Annotated in this window: 16 protein-coding genes; 1 reads left to right on the top strand and 15 read right to left on the bottom strand. The window is 65.9% G+C overall.

The window, feature by feature from the left end; all coding sequences use genetic code 11:
• Positions 1–117: 117 nt before the first annotated feature.
• The 4 genes from V2L18_RS05750 to V2L18_RS05735 form a co-directional block, all read right to left on the bottom strand.
• Positions 118–615, bottom strand: coding sequence for a heme-binding protein (locus V2L18_RS05750; RefSeq protein WP_336176913.1), 498 nt, complete (start codon positions 613–615; stop codon positions 118–120).
• A 509-nt stretch (positions 616–1,124) separates the two neighbouring features.
• Positions 1,125–2,099 carry a hypothetical protein gene (locus V2L18_RS05745; protein WP_336176912.1) on the bottom strand — a complete coding sequence of 325 codons (975 nt, stop codon included), beginning with the start codon at positions 2,097–2,099 and terminating at the stop codon, positions 1,125–1,127.
• Positions 2,100–2,219: 120 nt separating this feature from the next.
• Positions 2,220–2,963 carry an EF-hand domain-containing protein gene (locus V2L18_RS05740; protein WP_336176911.1) on the bottom strand — a complete coding sequence of 248 codons (744 nt, stop codon included), beginning with the start codon at positions 2,961–2,963 and terminating at the stop codon, positions 2,220–2,222.
• Positions 2,964–3,055: 92 nt separating this feature from the next.
• Complete coding sequence (locus V2L18_RS05735; protein WP_336176909.1) at positions 3,056–6,073, bottom strand: bifunctional [glutamine synthetase] adenylyltransferase/[glutamine synthetase]-adenylyl-L-tyrosine phosphorylase; 3,018 nt, start codon at positions 6,071–6,073, stop codon at positions 3,056–3,058.
• A gap of 252 nt (positions 6,074–6,325) precedes the next feature.
• Here V2L18_RS05735 and V2L18_RS05730 point away from each other — a divergent pair, with 252 nt between their 5' ends.
• On the top strand, positions 6,326–7,006 hold the full coding sequence (locus V2L18_RS05730) for a YiiX/YebB-like N1pC/P60 family cysteine hydrolase (protein ID WP_336176907.1): 681 nt from the start codon (positions 6,326–6,328) through the stop codon (positions 7,004–7,006).
• A 50-nt stretch (positions 7,007–7,056) separates the two neighbouring features.
• On the opposite strand, the gene V2L18_RS05725 is transcribed toward V2L18_RS05730, so the two are convergent.
• The 11 genes from V2L18_RS05725 to V2L18_RS05675 all read right to left on the bottom strand — a co-directional run bounded on the left by V2L18_RS05725 (position 7,057) and on the right by V2L18_RS05675 (position 21,752).
• Positions 7,057–8,460 carry a HAMP domain-containing sensor histidine kinase gene (locus V2L18_RS05725; protein ID WP_336176906.1) on the bottom strand — a complete coding sequence of 468 codons (1,404 nt, stop codon included), beginning with the start codon at positions 8,458–8,460 and terminating at the stop codon, positions 7,057–7,059.
• Positions 8,444–9,124, bottom strand: a complete 681-nt coding sequence (locus V2L18_RS05720; protein WP_336176905.1) for a response regulator transcription factor — start codon at positions 9,122–9,124, stop codon at positions 8,444–8,446. Before V2L18_RS05720 ends, V2L18_RS05725 begins: the two co-directional genes overlap by 17 nt.
• Positions 9,125–9,476: 352 nt before the next feature.
• On the bottom strand, positions 9,477–11,027 hold the full coding sequence (locus V2L18_RS05715; RefSeq protein ID WP_336176904.1) for a Do family serine endopeptidase: 1,551 nt from the start codon (positions 11,025–11,027) through the stop codon (positions 9,477–9,479).
• A 565-nt stretch (positions 11,028–11,592) separates the two neighbouring features.
• Entirely contained in the window at positions 11,593–12,099 is a 507-nt protein-coding gene (locus V2L18_RS05710) for a cytochrome c-type biogenesis protein (RefSeq protein WP_336176903.1), read from the bottom strand.
• 47 nt (positions 12,100–12,146) lie between these two features.
• Positions 12,147–14,129 carry a heme lyase CcmF/NrfE family subunit gene (locus tag V2L18_RS05705; RefSeq protein ID WP_336176901.1) on the bottom strand — a complete coding sequence of 661 codons (1,983 nt, stop codon included), beginning with the start codon at positions 14,127–14,129 and terminating at the stop codon, positions 12,147–12,149.
• A 173-nt stretch (positions 14,130–14,302) separates the two neighbouring features.
• Positions 14,303–14,821 carry a cytochrome c maturation protein CcmE gene (gene ccmE, locus V2L18_RS05700; RefSeq protein WP_336177021.1) on the bottom strand — a complete coding sequence of 173 codons (519 nt, stop codon included), beginning with the start codon at positions 14,819–14,821 and terminating at the stop codon, positions 14,303–14,305.
• A 108-nt stretch (positions 14,822–14,929) separates the two neighbouring features.
• Positions 14,930–16,150 (bottom strand): c-type cytochrome biogenesis protein CcmI, encoded by a 1,221-nt coding sequence (ccmI, locus tag V2L18_RS05695; protein ID WP_336176899.1) that lies wholly within the window; start codon positions 16,148–16,150, stop codon positions 14,930–14,932.
• Between the two features lie 565 nt (positions 16,151–16,715).
• Entirely contained in the window at positions 16,716–18,179 is a 1,464-nt protein-coding gene (locus tag V2L18_RS05690; RefSeq protein WP_336176898.1) for a hypothetical protein, read from the bottom strand.
• A 522-nt stretch (positions 18,180–18,701) separates the two neighbouring features.
• Positions 18,702–19,169, bottom strand: a complete 468-nt coding sequence (locus V2L18_RS05685) for an RT0821/Lpp0805 family surface protein (protein ID WP_336176897.1) — start codon at positions 19,167–19,169, stop codon at positions 18,702–18,704.
• Between the two features lie 337 nt (positions 19,170–19,506).
• Positions 19,507–21,045, bottom strand: coding sequence for an ATP-binding protein (locus V2L18_RS05680; RefSeq protein WP_336176896.1), 1,539 nt, complete (start codon positions 21,043–21,045; stop codon positions 19,507–19,509).
• Positions 21,042–21,752 (bottom strand): response regulator transcription factor, encoded by a 711-nt coding sequence (locus V2L18_RS05675; RefSeq protein ID WP_336176894.1) that lies wholly within the window; start codon positions 21,750–21,752, stop codon positions 21,042–21,044. The genes V2L18_RS05680 and V2L18_RS05675 overlap by 4 nt, the downstream gene beginning before the upstream one ends.
• Between the last annotated feature and the right edge of the window lie 53 nt (positions 21,753–21,805).

Here is a 21,805-nt window from a genome sequence, read left to right as displayed (position 1 = left end):
TTACGCCCGCCGCTCCCTCACGAAAACCTCTCGAGAAACACGGAAGCCCGGAAAATCCCGGGCTTCCGACTGTCACGCATCATGTTGCCAAAGCGCGGCGCCTTGGCAGGAGCCGTCCTACTTGAGGACGGCGGCGCCCGCCTTGGCGACGCTCTCGTCCTCGTCCACGCTGCCGCCGCTGACGCCGATCGCACCGATGATGACGTTGTGCGCATCCACCAGCGGAACGCCGCCGGCGAACAGGATCAGGCCATGGTTGCTGGCCTCGATGCCATAGAGCGGCTGCCCGACCTGGGACACCGCGCCCAGATCGCGGGTGGTCATGTTGAAGTAGCGGGCGGTCACCGCCTTCTTGATCGAGATGTCGATGCTACCGATAAAGGCGTCTTCCTGACGGACGAAGGCCTTCAGGTTGCCGCCGGCATCGACGACGGCAATATTCATCGGCACCTTGATTTCCTCGGCCTTCTTCAACGCGGCCGCGATGATCTTCTGTGCCTGAGCCAGGGTGATATCGCCCGGCAGGGTCTTGACGACATCGCCCGCGAAGGCCGAGACGCCGCCGAACAACACAATCGAGAGAGCGACGATCCACGAAAGCAGCATTTTTCGCATGGTCGGTTCCTTTGAACTGTCTATTGGGTCAGTATTTTTTACAAACCCGCGCCAAATCTTGCCGCAGATCCCCCTCGACCGACAGCGACCTCGAATAACCGCCCGCCCGAACGAATTATATTCGAGACCCCATCCCGACTACTCCCGACGTTGCTTGGACGCAATAGTCTCCACCTCGGGCATACAATTTGCCACATGCGGAAAAATCCGTTTGTACGGACTTTTACTTTTGAATCTCTACAAGAACAAAGCAGCTTGGAAAGACGTTTTACCGACCGGACAGAGAGAATCCGACCGGTAGATGCTGAGGCGTTTCATGGTTTGGCTGGCGCGGGGCGCGGGTATGTCCGTCTCGAAGGACGGGCGACCCGACGACCCGCCAAACCATGCGTTGCTCGAGAGCTATTTCTTGCCGACCGGATCCGATCGATCCGGTCGGAATATTCTCCAGATCAAGCCTTGAGCACATTCTTATCGATCAGATTGCCTCAATCTGATCGGAATATGCTCTAGCGCCGGCCGGAAGTGTCCGGCTGCCATTCCGCGGTCACACGAGTGCCGGGCAATGCCTTCGCGACGTCCTCCACGGTGCGGATCTCGCCCCGGGCCGCACCTTGCAGAAGCCGGCTAACGTCGATGCCGCCCTCCGGCCCACTCACCGCCAGGCTCAGATGACCGCGCGGATGCGGCAAGGTTGCGATGAAGGCGTTCAGCGCATCGCCGGAGGCCTGCGGCACGAGTGGGGCGGGGGCGGCCGCGATCCAGGCGGTGGCGGTCTTGCGAAGGCCGTCCATGAACGTATCGGGCTTCGCGCCGAACGCATTGCCGAGCACGCCGCCGAACGTCTGGACGAAGACCTGCTCGAACTGGCCGTGAAACCCGCTTTCAAAGGTGATCTCGTTGATCCGCACCTTCGTCAATTCCTCAATGCCCTCCGGCGCGCGCGCCAGGTCCACATTGGAAAAGGAGGCCGTCATCCGCGTGTCGTTGTCGCCGAGCGAATCCACCGAGAAGTCGGAGATGATCAGATCGCGCGTTTGCGGATCCCACTCGTAGGCCAGATGCAGATCCCTCTTGGCGGCCTCCGCACCGACGCGCAGGGACCATCGGAACCACTCCATGCCACTTTTGCCATCGAGCGCAGCGGAAGGGTCGGGATAAGCGCCGATCACAGTGAGATCGACGGCATGCGGCGGCCGTCCCTCGCCAAGCGTCTCAAGGCCGCGCCCTGTCCAGGTGATCGCTTCGGCCCGCAGCAGGGGCGTATACGTTGAGCCCCCCCGGGTCCGGACCACGACCCCTTCCACACGGCAGTGCCCGTCCTCTACCGTGACAGGGCCCTCCGTTGTCACGTCGTGGCCTACGTTCAGGCCGACGATCGCATCGAAGGCATTCCGGCAATCGCTTTGCGTCATCGTCTCGCTGGCGCCCGCGGTTGCGATGGCAGCTCCGCTGGCAAGCAGCACGGCGAACAGTGTCTTCACGCAACAGTCCTTTTTCTTCTCGTCGCTTCAAGGCATTCGGTCGCCGCACCCTGTATACGAAAAGGGCCGCAATTGCGGCCCCCTCTTTTCTCGTATGGCAATGCGTCGGCTGCGCCCGGCTTACTGTGCCGCGTCAGTGTCCTGCGAACGGCCGTTGTCGAGATCGGCCGGAGCAGAGGACGCGTCGTCATCGTCCTGCATTCCCCAGCCCATTCCGCCGGAGCCCATGCCGTTCGGCATCATGCCGTATCCCATGCCATTCGGCATCATGCCGCCACGCATCGCGGCCGGGCACGGCCCGCCCTTGCCCCAGCCGTGGCCCTTGTGATGGCCCCAGCCACGATGATAGCCGCGCCAGCCACCGCCCTGCCCCATCATCGGCGCCATGATGCGCAGCTCCTCCGCGTCGACCTCGCCGTCGTCATTGCGGTCGAGCAGGGCGAAACGCTTTGCGCGGAAGGCATCGAACTCTTCCTTGGTCACCGTGCCATCGCCGTTGGCGTCGAAGGGAGCGGTCATGCGCGCGGCACGCTCTTCCATCCGCTTGGTCATGACCTGGACGATCTCCTCCTTGGTGACCGTGCCGTCCTTGTTCACATCGAAGCGGGCGAAGAAGGGGCCGGCGCGATCGAGAAACTCTTCCCGGGTCACCTTGCCGTCCTTGTTCGTGTCCATCATCTGGAACATGCCCATCCTGGGGCCGCCCTGGCGGCCATCGGGCCCGTCGGCCGGGCCGTTGGCCCCGGGCTGCATCATCCGGCCCTGCGCCACCGCAACTCCGGCGAAGGCGGACGCCGCCACGGCGACGGCTGCGCCGGAAAGAATGAGCGTGCGGGTGAAGGTCTTCGTCGTTTTCGCTGTCATAGCCTGTGCAACTCCTCTTGCATCGACATCCTCGATGCCTGGTATGGCTGCAACATGACATCGGCCGGCTGAACCCTGGATGAACCGCGCCTTCATCTTTCCTTTTCTTGTGTTTCCTTCAATTTTATTGGACCGATAATCTTTTCAAAAGTTTGCCGAACCGCACTCTGTGTTTCCGCGACGTGGGCTTCCAGTCGCTCGAAATCGGCCTGGTGCGCGGAACGGGCGATCAGTTCCAGAACGCCCGCCGGAGCGGCCTCGCGGTCGAATCCCTCGCCGACCGACAGCCGCAGGATCTGGGTCAGTGTGTGGTAGAGCCGGATGGCGGGAACAAGGACCTCCGCATCGCCGATCGCAAGCACGCCCGCCTCCGCAGAACGCGTCAGCGCCGTCTCCGTTGTCTGCGACAGGATTTGCGGATGTGCCGCGGCATGGGCCAGCTGCAGGTACTGGGCGATGAACTCGATGTCGATGATGCCGCCGGCCACCGTCTTCAGCGCCCAGATGTCGCTGGTGCCCTTCTCCGCCTCGATCCGCGCACGCATGTCGGCGACATCGGCGCGCAACGCAGCGTCGTCGCGCGGCCGACACAGAATCTCGCTGATGACCTTGCGCACCTTCTCAGCAAGCCCTTCATCGCCGGCAATCACGTCGGCCCGCGTCAGTGCCATGTGCTCCCAGGTCCACGCGTTTTCCGCCTGATAGACGGCGAATGACGACAGGCGCGTCGCAAGCGGCCCGGCATTGCCAGAGGGCCTGAGCCTGAAATCGACCTCGTAAAGCGTGCCCTCAGCCGTCGGCGCGGATATCGCCGAAACCAGACGCTGCGTGAGCCGCATGTAGTATTGCGAGGAGGAAAGCGGCCGCGCGCCGTCCGAGGCCGTCACCTCATCGGGGAAGTCATAAAGCAGGATCATGTCGAGGTCGGAGGTCGGCGTCATCTCCAGACCGCCGAGCTTGCCCATGGCAAGTACCGCCACCTCGCCGCCCGGCACCCGACCGGAGGCTCCCGCCAGATGATCGGCGGCGCGCACAAGAAGCGCACGAACCAGCACGCGAGCGAGCCTTGAATAGGCGCGGCCCGCCTGACCCGGGTTGAGCGTGTCCGACAGCAGGCGCACGCCGATCAGGAACATCTGCTCCTGGCCGAAGATGCGCGCGCGGTCGAGCGCATCCTCGTAGGAGCGCGCCTGGGCAAGCGTCGTCTCCAGCCGCTCGGCGAAATCGGCCTCACGCGGCATGTCCTCGTAGAAACTCGGGTCAAGGATCGCATCGAGCACGCTGGCGCGCTGGGAAACGATCTCCGACATGCGTGGCGCCTCGCCCATGATGGTGGCGAGCAGCGACAGAAGTTGCGGATTGGCGTGCAGCAGCGAAAAAAGTGGCACGCCGGCCGGCAGCCGCGACAGAAACCGGTCGAAGGCCATCAGCGCGGCGTCGGCGTTGGTGGTGCGCCCGAGCGCATCGATGAGGACGGGGTGGAGTTCGGTCAGCCGCTCGCGCGCCTTGGCGGACCGGGTCGCGGGATAGCGGCCGAAATGCCAGGCCTTGATGATGCGGATCGCATCCAGCGGCCGCTTGAAGCCAATGCGCGACAGCGTCTCCAGCGTGTCGGGATCGTCATCGTCGCCGGTGAAGACCAAATTGCCCAGCTCCGACGAGAGTTCGGGTTCAGCCTCGAAGAGATCGGCATAATGCTTCTGGACGATCTTCAGCCGGGCACGCAAGGCATCGCCGAAGCCCTCAACGTCCGCAAATCCCATCAGCGCCGCGATGCGCATCACGCCCTCGTCCGTCTCCGGCAGGGTGTGGGTCTGCTCGTCGTTGACCATCTGGATGCGGTGCTCGACGCAGCGCAGGAAGCGGTAGGCCTCGTCGAGTTCGGCGCGTGCCTCGTCGTCCACCCAGCCCTCGGCCCGCAGCCGCCCCAGCATCTCCAGCGTACGCCGGCTGCGAAGCCTCGGGTTGCGCCCACCGGCGATAAGCTGCTGGGTCTGGACGAAGAACTCGATCTCGCGAATGCCGCCGCGCCCGAGCTTGACGTTGTGCCCGGCAACCGCGATCGCCCCGTGCCCCTTGTGGGCATTGATCTGGCGCTTGATGGAGTGGACATCGGCGATCGCCGCAAAATCGAGATGCTTGCGCCAGATGAAGGGCGAGATCTCGTGCAGGAAGCTCTGCCCCGCCTTGATGTCGCCGGCACAGGGGCGCGCCTTGATCAGCGCCGCCCGCTCCCAGTTCTGCCCCATGCTCTCGTAATAGATCAGCGCGGCGGGAACGCTCATCGCGATGGGCGTTGCCCCCGGGTCGGGACGCAGGCGCAGGTCGGTGCGGAACACGTAGCCGTCGGCGGTGCGCTCCTGCATGATTTTCACGAGCCGCTTGGTGAGCCGCACGAATTCCACCGGCGCCTCCGCCCCCGCCGCCATCGGCGCCACATGCGGGTCGTAGAGCACGATCAGGTCAATATCGGAGGAATAGTTCAGCTCCCCCGCGCCATGCTTGCCCATGGCGAGCACGATCCAGCCGCTGTCCTTCGCGGGGTCCTGCGGGTCGACGGGCGCGAACTTGCCCTTTCCGGCAAGCTCGGTCAGCAGGAAGCGGATCGCGGCATCAAGTGCTGCATCGGCAAGCGCGGTGAGCGAGGCGGTAACCGGCTCCAGCGGCCAGGCGCCGGAAAGATCGGCGAGCGCGACCGCAAGGGCTGCCTCGGCCTTGGCGCGGCGCAGATCGTGTTCAAGGGCGGCCTCGCTTTCGGGCCTGAGCCCGCGCACCTCATCGAGCAGGCCAAGCACGAAGTCGGCCGGATCGCTCTCCAGAATTCGCGTCAGACGGTCCGGCTCGGCCATGGCGAGATCGCGCAGGTAAGGCGCGTTGGCGAAGACGCCGGAAAGGAACGAAGGCAACGCGTCCTCGCGCCCGAGAACGGCCCGCAACCGCTTACCTCCCTCGCCCGCCCGCTCCACGAGATCATCGATCACATCACCGTTGGGACCGCCGTCGGGGATCTCAGGCACGATGTCGATGCGCTCGGCCAGGGGCCCGCCGCCGCGCATCGCCTCGATCGCGGCCACCACCGTTGCGTCCTCGCCGCCCGCCGCCCAGTTCATGAGGCTCTCTCCACCCTTGTGCTTTGTTGCCACCCCGTTTGCCAGTTTCGACGGGCGCTGTCATCCCTGACGGAAGGCCGCCGCTGTCTTGTTGAAGCCGCACGCCCGGCCTGTCATTCCCCCCGTTGCGCTTGAACGAGCCCACCGCATGCGGTTTCATACCCCGGCCTGCGGGCCCGCATCTCCGGCCCATCCCAAAGTCGACCGTTTTTCAACGACAAGGCGAACATTGCAATGCGATTGGAAATTCATTTGAGAAGGCTGTTTCTTGTCTGCTCCCTCGCCCTCGCCCCTCTTTCTCCCGCCACCGCCGACGAGATATGGCAGGGGCTGGAAAGCGGGGATCTCGTCGTCCTGGAAACAACGGGCCCTCTGGCGACCTTTCTGAAAAAGGCGACGGGCAGCCGCCTGACGCATATCGGCATCATGCGCAACACCGGCGGCGGGCCCTATGTCATCGACGCCACACCGCAGGAGGGCGTGTTCGAAGCCGATATCGAGGATTTCGTCGCGCGCGGGAGCGGGGGGCACTACGCCGTCTATCGCTTGGAGGGACTTGAACACCCCGCGCACGAAAACCATCCCGCCATCAAGGCAGCATACGACCACCACTACATGAAACCCTACGACCCGTTCTTCCGGCGGGAAACATCGGCATTCTACGACGCGGAGCTCGTCTGGACGGCCTATGCCGAGGCTGGAGTCGAGCTCGGCAAATTCCGGCGCCTGCGCGACCTCGGGGCCGATACGCCGGAAGGCCGGGCGGTGTTTCTTCACGAGTGGCGGAACAATCCGGACTGCAAGAGCAGCGCGAGTGCTGGGATCGAGGCCTGCTGGCAGCGGATCCTCGACACCGAGATCATCACCCCGGCAAGCATTCTGGACGATCCGAGGCTCCGGCGCGTCTACTCCACATTTCCCGGCGAGCGCTAGATCTGCTCACGGTTCGGCGGAAGCGTATCGCGGAATTCATCCGATCGCTCTCACCCCGCTTTCGGCAACCGCAACCGCGCTATCAGCCCCGGCGCGTTGTCGGCGAGTTCCAGCTTGCCGCGGTGGAGATGGGCGACTGCCTGTACCAGCGACAGGCCGAGGCCGGAGCCCGGCGCGGTCCGGCTTTCCTCCAACCTGACAAACCGGCGCAGCACCCGCTCGTGATCCTTTTCCGGAATGCCCGGACCGTTGTCGGCGACCGTCATCACCACCTCGTCGCCGCCGCAAGCGACATTCAGGGCGATGTGCAGCTTCTCGCGTCCATCGTCCTCCCGCATCGCCAGCAAGCCGTATTTCAGCGCGTTGTCGACGAGATTGGCGAGCGCCTGGGCGATCAGTTCGCGCGACCCCTCGACCGGAGCATGATCGCAGATATCGGCGGTGAACGTCACGCCGTCATCCTCGGCGACCGGCTCGTAGAGTTCGGCCATCTCGCGCGCGATCTCGCAGGCGTCCACCCGCTCCATGCCCTCGTCCGGCGAGCCCGCCTCCACCCGCGCGATCTTCAGCAGCGCGTTGAAGATGCGGATCAGTTGGTCGCTCTCCTCGATGGTCGCCTCAAGCGCATCGCGGTAACCCTCAACGGAAGGCTCCTCGCGCAGCGCCGCCTCCACCCGGTTCCTGAGCCGGGTCAGCGGCGTCTTCAGGTCGTGGGCGATGTTGTCGGAAACGTCCTTCAGCCCCTGCATCAAGAGCTCGATGCGCTCCAGCATGGCGTTGACGTTTTCCGCCAGCCGGTCGATCTCGTCGCCCGAACCGGTCACGTGCAGGCGGCGGGAGAGATCGCCTTCCATGATGCGCCGTCCCGTGTCCGACACAGCATCGATGCGGCGCAGGACGCGGCGGCCGACGAAGAGCCAGCTCAGCACCGCCAGCACGCCAACCACGGCGATCGTGATTCTGAGCGCGGAGCCGATCACCTCGCGAAAGCGCTTGCCCTCGCTCATGTCGCGGCCGATCAGGATGTGGAAGCCGTTGGGGAGAACGAAGACGCGAACGGCCGCCTCCTGCGGCTGCGCATCCGTGGCGTTTCTCAGATAGTGCACGATCTGGATCGGCACTTCCGGATCGCGCGGCATGCTGCCTTCGAGCTTGGCGATGTTGCCGGCGATGAAGTCGCCCGAATAGTCGGTGACGAGATAAAGGCTCGCGCCCGGCTGCCGGCCGCGCCGTTCCACCACGTCGATCAGCCGGCGGATGCCGCCCTGGGCGTATTGCTCGCCGAGACCCTTGACCTCCGCCTCGATCGTCTCGTTGATCTGCTCGCTCATCATGCGCTGGGTGGTGTGGCCGATATAGACCACCAGCAACACCGAAAAGATCGCAAAGGCCGCCAGGTAGACGACCGAGAGCTTGAAGGCCGTCGTGCGGACGAGCTTACCGAGCGTCGTCACGAATCGTGTACCCCGCGCCACGGATGGTGTGGAGGAGCGGCCGCTCGAACCCCTTGTCGATCTTCGCGCGAAGCCGCGAAATGTGGACATCAATGACATTGGTCTGCGGATCGAAGTGATAGTCCCAGACGTTCTCCAGGAGCATGGTGCGGGTGACGACCTGACCGGCGTGCTTCATCAGGTATTCCAGCAGCCGGAATTCGCGCGGCTGCAGGACGACGGGCTGGCCGGCGCGGGTGGCGGAATGGGCGAGCCGGTCGAGTTCCAGATCGCCGACCTTGAACGTCGTCTCCGCATCCGCCGGCCGGTTGCGCCGGCCCAGCGCCTCCACCCGGGCCAGCAGTTCGGAGAAGGAATAGGGCTTGGGCAGGTAGTCGTCGCCGCCCGCCCTCAGGCCCTTCACCCGGTCATCCACCTGGCCGAGCGCCGACAGGATCAGGATCGGCGTCTGGTCGCCTTCCTGCTTCAGCGCCTCGATGACGGCGAGCCCGTCGCGCCGGGGCAGCATCCGGTCGACCACCAGCACGTCATAGTCGGCGGAGGACGCCATGGCGTGGCCCGTCTCGCCGTCGCCGGCATGATCGGCCACGTGACCGGCTTCCTTCAGGGCCTTGACCAGATAGGCGGCCGCCTCCTGGTCGTCTTCGATGATGAGAATCCGCATGAGGGACATCTTATAACAAGCCGCGTGAAGGTTGTGGCGTATCGTTGGGGCGCTTTCAGGGGGAGATCGTCGCTTGTTCGGCACATCACCGAACTCTCTGCGGCGTCAGCCCGGACGCGATGCGGCGCGAAGTGCCGCTTCGCAGATCCGGGATCTTCCCTCCGGCATATGCCGCTCGAGGTCCCGGGTCTGCGCCGCAACGTTGCACGTTGCAGCGCGCCCGGGATGACGCTGGAGGGCCCCAAAAAACAGGCGGCGGCGGACCGGGAGGCCCGCCGCCGCTGCTCCGCCGGGACGAATGTCGGGGGCGACATGAAATCATCCGTCCGGCGGAATTCAGCGAAGTCCGGCCTCAGCCGTCCTTCTTGTCCAGCGACAGCGCCACGAAGCGCATGTTGTCGTTGTGCTGGACGCGCAGCAGAAGCGCCTTGCGGCCATCCTTGCGGGCGGCTTCCGCCTGCTTGGCCACGTCCTGCGGCGTCTCGACCTTGGCGCCGCCGGCCTCCAGGATGACATCGCCGGCCTGAAGGCCCTTGCTGGCCGCCGGGCCATCCGGATCGACCGAGCCGATCACAACGCCGTCGGTATCGAGCCCGGCATCGCGGGCATTGGCGAGCTCAAGGCCAAGCGCTGCGACGGTACCCTGCGTGTCATCACCGCTGTCGGCGGAGGCGACCTGCTGCTTGTCCGGCATCTTTCCAAGCTTGACGGTCACCGTCTTTTCCGCGCCGTCGCGCCAGATCTTGACGTCAACCTTGGCGCCCGGCTCATAGCCGGCGATCATCTTGGCGAGTTCGCGCGGCCCCTTCACCGGCTTGCCGTCAACGGAGAGGATCGCATCGCCGGTCTTGATGCCGGCTTCCTCCGCGGGGCTGGTGTCGGTCGGGTTGGCGACCAGCGCACCTTCCGCCTTTTTCAGGCCGAGGCTGTCGGCGATGTCCTGGGAGACAGGCTGGATCTGCACGCCGAGCCAGCCGCGCACCACGTGGCCGTCGTTCTTGAGTTCGTTGATCACCTGCTTGGCGGTATCGGCGGGAATGGCGAAAGCGATGCCGACATTGCCGCCAGACGGCGAATAGATCGCCGCGTTGATGCCGATGACCTCCCCCCTGGTGTTGAAGGCCGGGCCGCCGGAATTGCCGCGGTTGATGGGGGCGTCGATCTGGATGAAGTCGTCGTAGGGGCCGGCCCCGATATCACGGCCGCGGGCCGACACGATGCCCGCCGTCACCGATCCGCCGAGGCCGAAGGGGTTGCCGACCGCCACGACCCATTCGCCGACCTGCGGCGTGTCGTTTGCGAAGTCGACATAGGTGAAGGTGTGGCCCTTGCCGTCAACCTTCAGCAGCGCCAGATCGGTGCGCTCGTCGGCGCCGATCAGCTTGGCGTCGTATTCGGTGCCGTCGTCCATCTTCACGGTGAACTTGTCGCCACCTTCCACCACGTGCTGGTTGGTGACGATGTAGCCGTCATCGGAGATGAAGAAGCCCGAGCCCTGCGCCATGCCGTAGCGCTTCTTGTGGGGGGTGTCGGGGTGGTTGCCCCGACGATCGTTCCAGAAACGCTTGAAGGGGTGGTTGGGCGGCAGATTGCGGAAAAAGTCCGGCACATCGCCGCCGAAGCCGAAGCTCCAGCCCTGCATCTCGTTGTCGGCGACCGGCTTCACCTCGGAGCGCACGATCACGGAGACCACGGCCGGCTGCACGGCCTTGACGACGCCGGTGAAGTCGGCGGGGCCGGCATTTTGCACATGAACGGGATCGGCAAGCGCGAACTGGCCCGGGATCATCGTCTGTGCGGTGAAGCCACCGACCAGAGCCAGAGCAAGCGCGCCGGCCATCAGCTTGGAGCGGCGCGTGCGCAGGATGCCGGAGGGGGCCTTCTTGTCGTTTTCAGCAGTCATCGTTGGCGTACTCCGATATGTGAGATCTGGGGGACGGAAACGAAACGGGTGGAGGTCCGTGTCGTTTCGCTCCGTTCTTGATGCTCAATATGGGGCAGGCCGGATTACAGACGCCTTTCGGGCGGATTAAACATTGGTAATGTGGGAGAAAGGCACGCTTGAGCCTATTCCGACCAGATTGGGGCAATCTGGTCGGAAGATGCTCAAAGCATTGATCTGGCGAGGTTAATTGTCGTTCAGACAGTTTCGTCTGAACGGAAAGCGCTCTGGCGTCACCGGCAAGGTCACGCTGGAATAAAGTCACACTGGCGACAATGCCGGGAGCACGATTGCCCACCCGCCCGCCGCTCTCGCGGTTGTCATCACCGCGAAGGCGGGGATCCAGTAACCACAGGATTCAACGCAAGGAACAAGGACGCGCCGTCTCTGGAATGCTGGATTCCCGCCTGCGTGAATGACATCTTTCCGTGGGACGTTCTGCGCAAGACAACACCCACGACGTCTATTCCCTGACAGGCGTGTTATCAGGCGTTGTCGCCCGAGCGCAGTTCATCACAAGGGGCCCTCACCCCTCCCCCATGATCCGCTTCAGCTCCGCCTTCTCGGCCTCGTCGAGCGGCGTCGCGCCGGGGGCGTTGCCTGCGTTCTGCTTTCTGCGGCGGTAGCTGACGAACATCACCAGCGCACCGAGAACCAGCGCGATGAGCGGTGCGAACCACAGGATGAACGTCTTCGTCTCGAAACGCGGCTTCAGCAGCACGAACTCACCGTAGCGGGCCACCAGATAATCGCGCACCTCGTCGTCGGTATCGCCGGCCTTCAGGCGCTCGCGCACCAGAAGCCGCAGGTCGCGCGCGAGATCGGCGTTGGATTCGTCGATGGACTCGTTCTGGCAGACCATGCAGCGCAGGCCTTCGGAGATCTCGCGGGCCCGCGCTTCCAGTTTCGGGTCCTTCAGCATCTCGTCCGGCTGAACGGCGAAGGCCGGTGTGGCGGCAATGAGGGAGACGCCGCCTGCACCGGCGCCGCACAGGAGAAAAGCTGCCAGGACGGCGAGGCAAAGACGGCGCATCTGGAAATTCCTTGAACTCATAATCGACGCCTTCCAAAAGCAATAGACTACTCAGCAGGTGTTGCCGCTGCGGCATGGTGCGCACGACGCGGCGCGCCAACGCGCAGCCGGCGGTCGCTCAAGGAGAAAAGACCGCCGATGACCATGACCACGGCCCCGAGCCAGATCAGCGTCACCAGCGGTTTGTAATAGGCGCGCATCACCACGGCACCGCCGTCCTTTGCATCGCCGAGCGACACGTAGACCTGACTGAAACCGAAGGTGCGGATCGCCGATTCCGTCGTCGGCATCTGGCGCGCCATGTAGAAGCGCTTGGAAGGCGTCATCGCGGCGAGCTCCACGCCGCCACGGCGCAGGGTGAAGTGGCCGATATCCTCTCGGTAATTGGAACCGGTCGATGGGGTCAGACCCTCGAAGGTCAGCTCGTAGCCGGCGATCGACTTGGTCTCGCCCGGCTGCATCACGGTGATCAGCTCCTGCTGCCAGGCGGTGGTGGCGACGATGCCGAGCATGGTCGCGCCCATGCCGAAATGACCGAGCATCGTACCCCACGAGGAGCGCGGCAGACCGGCGGCGCGCGACAGGGAATGGCCGAGCGGAATGCGGCCGAGCTTCACCCGCCATACGACTTCCGAGATCGCCCCGATCATCACCCACGCGGCGATGCCGATGCCGATCGGCGCCATGACGTTCGCCGCCCCCTGCACCCACGCAACGCCAAGCGCGATGACGATGGCAAGGCCGAAGGCCAGCATCAGCCGCTGGGCGGCGCCCAGCAGATCGCCGCGCTTCCAGGCCAGGAACGGGCCGAAGGGAATGGCCACCATCAGCGGGATCATCAGCGGCCCAAAGGTCATGTTGAAGAACGGCGCGCCGACGGAGATCTTGTCGCCGGTGGTCACGTCCAGCGCCAGCGGATAGAGCGTGCCGACGAGCACCGCCGCGCAGGCCGCCGTCAGGAACAGGTTGTTGAGGATCAGCGCGCCCTCGCGGCTGATCGGCGCGAAGATGCCGCCCTGCTTCAATAGCGGCGCGCGCCAGGCGTAGAGCGACAGCGAGCCGCCGATGAAGATCGCAAGGATCGCAAGGATGAACACGCCGCGCGAGGGATCGGTCGCGAACGCATGCACCGAGGTCAGCACGCCGGAGCGCACCAGGAAGGTGCCCAAGAGCGACAGCGAGAAGGTGAGAATGGCGAGCAGCACCGTCCAGACCTTCAGCGCGTCGCGCTTTTCCATGACAAGTGCGGAATGCAGCAGCGCGGTGCCGGCGAGCCACGGCATGAAAGAGGCGTTCTCCACCGGATCCCAGAACCAGAAGCCGCCCCAGCCGAGCTCGTAATAGGCCCAGTAGGAGCCCATGGCGATGCCGAGCGTGAGGAAGATCCAGGCGATCAGGATCCACGGCCGGACCCATCGCGCCCAAGCGGCATCGATGCGCCCGTCGAGAAGAGCGGCGGCGGCGAACGAAAAGGTGATGGAGAAGCCGACATAGCCGAGATACAGCAGCGGCGGGTGGATGGCGAGGCCCGGGTCCTGAAGGATCGGGTTGAGATCCTGCCCCTCCATCGGCGGGTTGGGAATGCGGATGAAGGGATTGGAGGTGAACAGGATGAAGGCGAGGAAAGCGAGCGAGATCCAGCCCTGAACGCCGAGTACGTTGGCCTTCAGCGTCGCCGGCATGGTGCGTCCGAAGGCGGCGACCAGCGCGCCGAACAGCGACAGGATCAGCACCCACAGCAGCATCGAGCCTTCGTGGTTCCCCCACACGCCGGAGATCCGGTAGAGGATCGGCTTGTCGGAATGGGAGTTCTGCCACACGTTTAGGACGGAGAAGTCGGAGGTGAGATAGGCGGAGGTGAGCGCCGCGAAGGCGAGCCCCACCATCAGGAACTGCACGCCGGCGACCGGCGCTGCAACCGCCATCAGCCGCTCGTCGCGCGTCCGCGCGCCCCAGACGGGCACGACCGACTGCACGATCGAAACCGCCAGCGCCAGAACCAGTGCGAAGTGGCCGAGTTCGACGATCATCTCTTCCCTCTCCTGTTCCCGCCCCCGGGATTGCGGTCCGCTCGTTCTGTCGCGCGGTTTACCGCCGGTGCGCCTTCGTCGGCAGTCCCGGTTCGCCGGGCTGCCCGTCCTTCGAGACGCCCCTCCCGGTTCCCGCAACTCCCGCGCCGCGCCGCGCGTGGCGCATCAAATCGTCAGTTCGTCCGGCTTTCCGGCGCAGCCGGAGGCTCGGCCTGGCTGGTCTTGTCGGCCGCCGGCGCGCCCTTGGCCTTGGGGTTTTCTGCCCCCATCTGCCATTCGCCGCGCTCCTTCAGCGCCTCCACGACTTCCTTCGGCATGTAGTTCTCGTCGTGCTTGGCGAGCACCGTGTCGGCGTGGAAGATGCCGTCGTCGCCGACCGAACCCTCGGCCACCACGCCCTGCCCCTCACGGAAAAGGTCGGGCAGGATGCCGGTGTAGGTCGCGGCGAGATCGGCCGCGCCGTCGGTGACGACGAAACGCACCGTCTCGCCCTGCCGGTCGATGGACCCGTCCTTCACAAGCCCGCCGAGCCGGATGCGCTGGCCGTGCGGGATCGTGTGCTCGGCCACGTCGCTCGGCGACTGGAAGAAGACGATCTCGTCGTTCAGCGCATAGAGGATCAACCCGGCCGCAACCGCCAGGACCGCCCCCGCGCCGCCGATCATCGACAGCCGCCGCTGCTTGCGGGTCATCGCCATGCTCTTCGTCCTCGTTCGTGCGGCCCGTCGCTCGTGCCGCCGTCTCTCGTCAAATAGGATCGCGCGCTATCCGCGATAAGGCCAGCCCGCCAATAGGCCACTTCAGGCGCCAAGTCCGAGCTGTTCTGCCACCGCATCGATGGTGGTGAGCCCCTGCGCGTTGCCCTTCAGATTGGCCCGCGCCCGTTTCACCGCGTCGATCGCCTGATCGCGCTCGCCCAGAACCACGAAGGCGCGCACCAGCCGCGCCCATTCCTCCGCGCTGCCGCCTTCCGCCTTCAGCCGCTCGTCGAGCTGGGAGACCATGCCGCGGATCATCGCCTGACGGTCCTGGTCCGACATTTCGCCGGCCGCCTTCACATCGGCAGCGCTCGGCCCGCTCAGTTGCGCTTGCGGCGCCTGCGGCGCGCCGGCAGCCATGTTCGGGCCGGAGGCAGCCCCCGGCGTCGCCACGCCCAGCTCGCGCAGTTCCGCCTGCGCCATCGGAACCCACGGGGCCTTGGGGTCTGCCCCCTTGAGCAGATCCTGCCACGCGGCGATGGCTTCTTCCTTCTTGCCTTCCTGACCGAGCCCCATCGCCAGATAGAAGCGCGGCTTGACCATATCAGGCGCCAGCGCGACGGCGCGCTCGAAAGCCTTGCGCGCATCCGCGGTCACCACGCCGTTGTTGGCGGCGACGATCGCCTCGCCCTGGTTGGCGCGGCGCGGGGCGCTCTCTCCCAGAAGGCGGATGGCATTGGCGTAGGCCTTGGCCGCATCCTCGGCACGACCCATGCGCATGTAGGCCGGCGCGATCACGTCCCAGCCGAGGCCGTCATCGGGCTTTTCGGCAAGACGCTTCTCGACCTTGGCAACCAGATCCTGGAACTGGTGGAAGCCGTCGTCGGTTGGCATCACCCGGGCGGCGAGCGGCGCATCCGGCATGGAGGGCGAGCCGAGCGCGAGATAGAGCGAAACCGAGACGAGCGGCAGCATCACGATCGCGAGAGCGGCGGCCAAGCGCGCGCGGCCGTTGCCGCCGGAAGCGTTTGCCGGCGCTTCGGCCTCCTCCGCACGCGCGGCCCGGATCAGCCGGCGGGCGATCTCGGCCCGCGCGGCCTCGGCGTCCTCCGGCTCCATGACGCCGCGTTCCAGATCGCGTTCGATCTCGGCAAGCTGATCCTTGTAGATGGCGACGTCGGGACCGTGTTCCGCGCCGCCCGCAACCTCGCCTTCGGGGAAGCCCGCCGTCTTGTCCCGCGCGGCCGTGCGGCGAGCGAGCGGTACCAGAATCGCCAGCGCGGCGGCGACGGTCAGGAGGGCGAACAGGAACCAGATCATCATGATGCGCGCAAAAACCTGCGGTTGGCCGGGCCGGACAGGATCGTCCCAAACGGGACCTTCGTCGGGATTGGGCGGTCGAATTCGAAGCCAGTCAACTTAGAACCGCTCTACACTATCCGTTGCCGCATGGCGTGGCGACAATGTGTCGCCCGTAACGGCATCCCGGCTGCCCGTGACACATCCCGGCAGGATGATGCCGCCTCTTATGCGACACGGGCGTCGTTTCAACAACCCGTCTTGTGGCGGCCCCCCATAACGGCCCGCGCTACGGGGGCGTCACGGCAATCGCTGGCGAAGGGCATGCCGCCGGCTTTACGGTCGTTGCGATTCGGACACGCGTTTTCGAAGCCTGGCCCGGAAATGATAGCCGGTTCTTCGCCTCGAATTCTCCGCGCCTCATACCCCTCCATCGTCATCACCCGGCGAAGTCCGGGTGATCCAGCGCGCGCCCCGAATGCTGCGGCTGGAGGTGGATTGCCCGGACTTCGCCGGGCAATGACGGTGGAGGGGCATGAGGGGGAATAGCCGAAAGCGCATAGCCCGATACCATTTTCGGGCCAGGCTCTCAGGAGGCGAGCGGACGCCGCTCGTCGCCGATCACGCTGGCGCGGCGCTTCTTCAGAAGCTCGACATAGTCGTCGCCAAAGACAATGGCCGCATAGGAGATCGCCCGGTCCAGCGCCGCCTTCAACGCCTCGCGGCGCGGGCCCACGCACACGCGCAGTTCGTCGACGAGCTTGCGGCTGGCGATGTCGAGCACCTGCTCGATCGCGCGGCGCGCCTTGTTGACCGGCTCGGAGACGGCCAGAAGATCCGGGCTCTTGCAGGCGATGTAGAGAATGCGCAAGGCGCGATAGGCGGTTGCGGCGGCGGCCTCGTCGAGCCGGATCGCCCCGTCCTCGGTCTCTTGCGGAACCTGAAGCGCCCGGTGGATATGGCGGTGCGCCTCGCAGATCTGGCCGTCGATGATCGCCGCCATCTGCCGGTTGATGTCGAGCATCTCGCGCCGCCAGTCAATGACCTCGCGCAGATCGACGCCGGAGCGCACCTCGCGCAACTGATCGTGATAGCGTGAGACGGCCACCACGACGGCTTCCGAATGCCACTCCACCCCGTGTGCGGGCTCGTCGGACGCGGCATCGGCGACCGCCTCCTCCGCCATCAGCGCATAACGGCGCAATTCGCTGAGCGCGATGTCCACCATCGCGCTGTAGGGACCGGAATGAATGGCCTGCGGCTGGGAAAGGCCGGTCGCCGCGCCGGCGATGCGGGCGAGAAGCGCCGGGTCGTCGCAGCGCCACAGCAGGATCGCGGCAAGCCAGCTGACGTAATCGGGATGGTCCTCCACCACCGCCTTCAGCGCATCGATCACCTGCTTGCGGGTCTCCGATGCCTCGCGGGTCACGAAGGAACGCCGCGTGACCACGGGCGGCAGGTGCGCCGTGAAGCCCTCCAGCACGGCGTCCGCCTTCAGGATGCCGTAGATGTCCTCCAGTTCCACCAGAACGTCATCGCCGCCGACACGGAAGGCGACGCGCTGGCGCGCAACGCCCGGACCGCGCGCTTCCACGAGCACGTCGCCGATCGCCGCCACGATCACTTCGCGCAGCTTCTCGGCGGTGCGGCCGACGACCTCGGCGTCGTAATCCTCCTCCGCCAGCAGCGCCTGCGCCTCGGCAAGGCGCTCCGGCATCACGTCGCGTTCGACCCAGCGCCACATGGCCTCCAGCCGCGACCGGCAGATGCGGCCCGGCAGTTTGCGCGGCAGTTTCTCGCTGATGAGATAAGGCTCCAGCGGCAGGAAGATGGCGCGTTTCAAGAGGTTCTTGCGGTGGGCGCGGGGCTGGTCGTTGTTGGCGCGCTTGCGCAGGAGCGGGCGCGCCGCCTCCAGAATCAGTTCGACCTGCGGGTCGACGTCGCCGCGTTCGCGCGAGGCTTCCAGGTTGCGGATCAGCATGTCGCACGCATTGCGCGACAACGCCCCGAGGTAGGAGCGCACCTTCAGCGTCATGAGGCTATGGTCGACCATGTCCCTGTCCGAAGCCGGTTTGTTCACGACGCGCAAGGCCGGTCGTTCGCCAGGGCGACACGCCAAGGGCACCCTCCCCCAAAGGGGCTGAGCGCTGCCTGCAGGCGTTGCGCCCGAGCATCCGTTTCGCGTTTCAGCGAACGCCGGACACCCGTGGCGGTGCGACGACTATTCCGCGTCATCCGGCCGGGGGCAGGCCTGCAAACAGGCTCCCCCGACCGTGTCGCCTTCCACAGTGCCGCAGATCCTTTAACTAAAGCTTTCGCTAACCGTAAAAACGACCAATGCAGGGTACTGTCTCGCGCGAGGATAACCGCGTTTTATCTAACGGCTGCCCTTGCGTACCGGCGCTCGGTCGCACGCCGGGGCGCGCACGAGATCTTTCCGGCGCAGCGAACCTGTGTCCCGAACGCGAAAAAGGGCGGCCCCGGAGGGCCGCCCTTTCGCTGGATATCGCCGATGCGAGACCGGCTTCGCCGGATGTCCTCAGTTCACCGAGAGCCCTCAGTTCACGGGGCGCCCTCAGTTCACCGGACGCCAGGTGCCGTCGGGCTGACGGCAGGCGGTGCCGCGGGCGACTTCCGGACGACCGTCGATGTAGATCGTGTGGGTGTAGTCGCGGCAGTTGGCGCTGTTGATCTGGTAGGAGGGGCCGGGAACGACCTCGCCGTAGTGGCCGCTGTCGGGGTTACGCCACTCGACCGGCTGGCCGGAGCGCGAGTATTCCAGCGCCCGGTACTGGGCGTTGTAGGCCTTCTGCTGGTCCTGCTCATCGAGCGAGCGGCCGATTTCCTGACCGAGCAGACCGCCGATGACAGCACCGGCCGCCGCCGCGGCCACCTGGCCGGAACCGGCGCCGAACTGACTGCCGATGACACCGCCAGCGACCGCGCCGGCCACCGTACCGATGCCCTCCTTCGGGCCCGTATTGGTGCAGCCGACAAGGCCGAGACCGGCGATGACCACTACCGCAACCTTCAAAATCCGCATTTTCGTCCCCATCAAATGCCGCATCCAGGGGCAGGCTCTCCGCTCGTACGGTCCCGCCCGCATTCACTTGCCGGAAGTCCCGCGCGCCAGTGGGAGCGGGGGCTTCCCGTCTCAGGTCTGGACATCGGGGCCGGGATCCGCCTTTTCGCGATCCGCCGGCCGCCCGTCCGAGACCGATTTCTTCAATCTGGTAGCCCCGCCACCGTTAACGAAACGGAAGCATCGTCACGATCGGCTGGCGAAATTCCACAGGTTTGTGGCCAAAGTAGGCCGAATACCCAAGGAGCCGCCCCACACCCCGCGCTCCCGGATCGCACGAATCCGGACCACTCAGACACTACGCGTCCGCCGTTGCCGCGGGAAGCTCCAGCCTCGCGGCCAGTCCGCCGAGATCCGCCTCCTCCAGCACCAACCGCCCGCCATAAAGACCGGCAAGCTCGGAAACGATGGAAAGGCCGAGGCCGCTGCCCGGCACCGTCTCGTCGAGCCGCTTGCCGCGCTTGACCGCCAGTTCGCGCTGCTCTTCGGTCAGTCCCGGACCGTCATCCGCAATCAGGAACGCGAGAACCGGCCGTTCCGCCTTCGCGCCTTCCTGCTGGCTGACGGTCAGGCGCACGGTGGAGCCGGCCCACTTGCAGGCATTGTCGAGCAGATTGCCCAGCATCTCCTCCAGATCCTGCCGCTCGCCACGGAATCGCAGGCCGGAGGGGACGTCGGACACCAGATCGAGATCGCGCTCGTCGTGGATCTTTCCCATCGCCCGCATCAGCCGTTCGGCGACCGGGGCGACTTCCGTCGCAACGCCGATGACGCGGCGCTGGGCCGCCATGCTGGCACGCTCCAAATGGTGATCGATCTGCGTGCGCATGATGGCGGCCTGTTCGGCCACCTTCGCCGCAAGCGGTCCGTGCCCGGCGCGCGCCTCGTTGGTGATCACCGACAGCGGCGTCTTCAACCCGTGTGCCAGGTTGCCGACATGGCCGCGCGCGCGCTCCACCGTTTCCTTGTTGGCCGCGATCAGCGCGTTGAGCTCTATGGCGAGCGGCGCCAGCTCGCTCGGCAGATCCTCGTCGATCTCCTCCGCATCGCCCCGGCGCACGGCGGCGAAGGAAGCGCGCAGCCGCTTGAGCGGCCGGGTGCCGATCCACACCTGCAGCAGCACGGCGACGATGAGGCCCAGACCGAAGACCGACAGGGTGATGGCGACCTGGCCCGCGAATTCCTTGATTTCCTCGCGAAGGCCGGAGGTCTCGCCCGCCACCGCGATGAGATAGCGCCGGCCGGGGCCGAAACCGATGACGCGCTGGCTGGCGCGCACCCATTCGCCACCGGGCCCGCCGGCATAGCCGCGCCAGATGCCGTCGGCCGCCGAAACCGGCGGCAGCGACAGCGCATCGCCAAGCAGCGAGGCGGAGGCATAGAGCACTTCGCCCGTCCCTGCATCGCGCACCGTCCAGTACCAGCCCGAAAGCGGCAGCCGGAAACGCGGCTCGCCCGGCAGCTCCAGCGAAGCGGGAGACGCCGAGGGCGCCGGCTGGGGCGACGCCTCGGAGGTGGCTCGCGCGGATGAGGCGGGGTCGGATGAGGCGGGGTCGGATGCGACCTTGGGCGTGCTGTCGGTGTCGGTTGCGCCGTTGGGGGACGTTGCGGACGCGTCCGCATCCCCGTCCTCGTCCGTGGCCTGCTGGTCGAGCCCGGCAAGGGCGCCGATCACCGTCGTCACGTAGACGTCGATGCGCTCGTCGAAAGCGCGCTCGCTCGCCAGCCGGTAGACGTGGACGAGCACCAGACCGGCGATGAGCAGCGACACTCCGGAGAAGACCAGCGCCGCGACGAGCATGCGCAGCGCGAGGGACTTGTTGCGCTTCCGCTTCACCGCGCGGCACTCTCTCCGCCGGGTGCGTCCTCGCCCTCAACCGCGCCATCTGGCGAATTGAGACGGTAGCCGAGGCCGCGCACGGTCTCGATCACGTCGGTGTCGAGCTTCTTGCGCAGGCGGCCGATGAAGACCTCGATCGTGTTGGAATCGCGATCGAAATCCTGATCGTACAGGTGTTCGGTCAGTTCCGTTCGCGAGACGATGCGGCCCATGTGGTGCATCAGATAGGCGAGCAGGCGGTATTCGTGCGAGGTGAGCTTGATCGGCGTGCCGTCGCTGGTCACCCGGCTGGTGCGGGTGTCGAGGCGGATCGGGCCGCAGACGAGCTCGTTGCTCGCGTGCCCCGCCGCCCGGCGCAGCAGCGCGCGCAGGCGCGCCAGCACCTCCTCGATGTGGAAGGGCTTGGCGACATAGTCGTCGGCGCCCGCGTCGATGCCCGCGACCTTGTCCGACCAGCGGTCGCGCGCGGTCAGCAGCAGCACCGGCATGGTGCGCCCGTCCGCCCGCCACGTCTCCAGAACGGTGAGACCGTCCATCTTCGGCAGGCCTATGTCGAGCACCACCGCGTCATAGGGTTCCGTATCGCCCAGGAAGTGCCCCTCCTCGCCGTCCTCGGCGGTGTCGACCGCGTAACCGGCCTCCTGCAAGGCCTCCACAAGCTGGCGGTTGAGATCGGGATCGTCTTCCACAACGAGCAGTCGCACGCCGTATCTCCTTCTTGTTGGTTCGCCCGGCTTTCGCGTTCCCGCCGCCGCAG

The organism is Breoghania sp. JC706 (assembly GCF_037026715.1).
Taxonomy (GTDB): domain Bacteria; phylum Pseudomonadota; class Alphaproteobacteria; order Rhizobiales; family Stappiaceae; genus Breoghania.
The sequence above is the reverse complement of the archived record's forward strand: the minus strand, read 5'-3'. Positions and strand labels throughout refer to the sequence as shown.

Excerpts from the sequence above, each read along its gene's own strand:
- V2L18_RS05735 (WP_336176909.1), bottom strand. The coding sequence starts at position 6,073 with ATGAACTGGGCGGCGGGCGGCGAGGACGCAACGGTGGTGGCCGCGATC.
- V2L18_RS05715 (WP_336176904.1), bottom strand. The coding sequence starts at position 11,027 with ATGACTGCTGAAAACGACAAGAAGGCCCCCTCCGGCATCCTGCGCACG.
- ccmE (WP_336177021.1), bottom strand. The coding sequence starts at position 14,821 with ATGACCCGCAAGCAGCGGCGGCTGTCGATGATCGGCGGCGCGGGGGCG.
- V2L18_RS05720 (WP_336176905.1), bottom strand. The coding sequence starts at position 9,124 with ATGCGGATTCTCATCATCGAAGACGACCAGGAGGCGGCCGCCTATCTG.
- V2L18_RS05685 (WP_336176897.1), bottom strand. The coding sequence starts at position 19,169 with ATGCGGATTTTGAAGGTTGCGGTAGTGGTCATCGCCGGTCTCGGCCTT.
- V2L18_RS05750 (WP_336176913.1), bottom strand. The coding sequence starts at position 615 with ATGCGAAAAATGCTGCTTTCGTGGATCGTCGCTCTCTCGATTGTGTTG.
- ccmI (WP_336176899.1), bottom strand. The coding sequence starts at position 16,150 with ATGATGATCTGGTTCCTGTTCGCCCTCCTGACCGTCGCCGCCGCGCTG.
- V2L18_RS05690 (WP_336176898.1), bottom strand. The coding sequence starts at position 18,179 with ATGGTCGACCATAGCCTCATGACGCTGAAGGTGCGCTCCTACCTCGGG.
- V2L18_RS05740 (WP_336176911.1), bottom strand. The coding sequence starts at position 2,963 with ATGACAGCGAAAACGACGAAGACCTTCACCCGCACGCTCATTCTTTCC.
- V2L18_RS05710 (WP_336176903.1), bottom strand. The coding sequence starts at position 12,099 with ATGCGCCGTCTTTGCCTCGCCGTCCTGGCAGCTTTTCTCCTGTGCGGC.
- V2L18_RS05705 (WP_336176901.1), bottom strand. The coding sequence starts at position 14,129 with ATGATCGTCGAACTCGGCCACTTCGCACTGGTTCTGGCGCTGGCGGTT.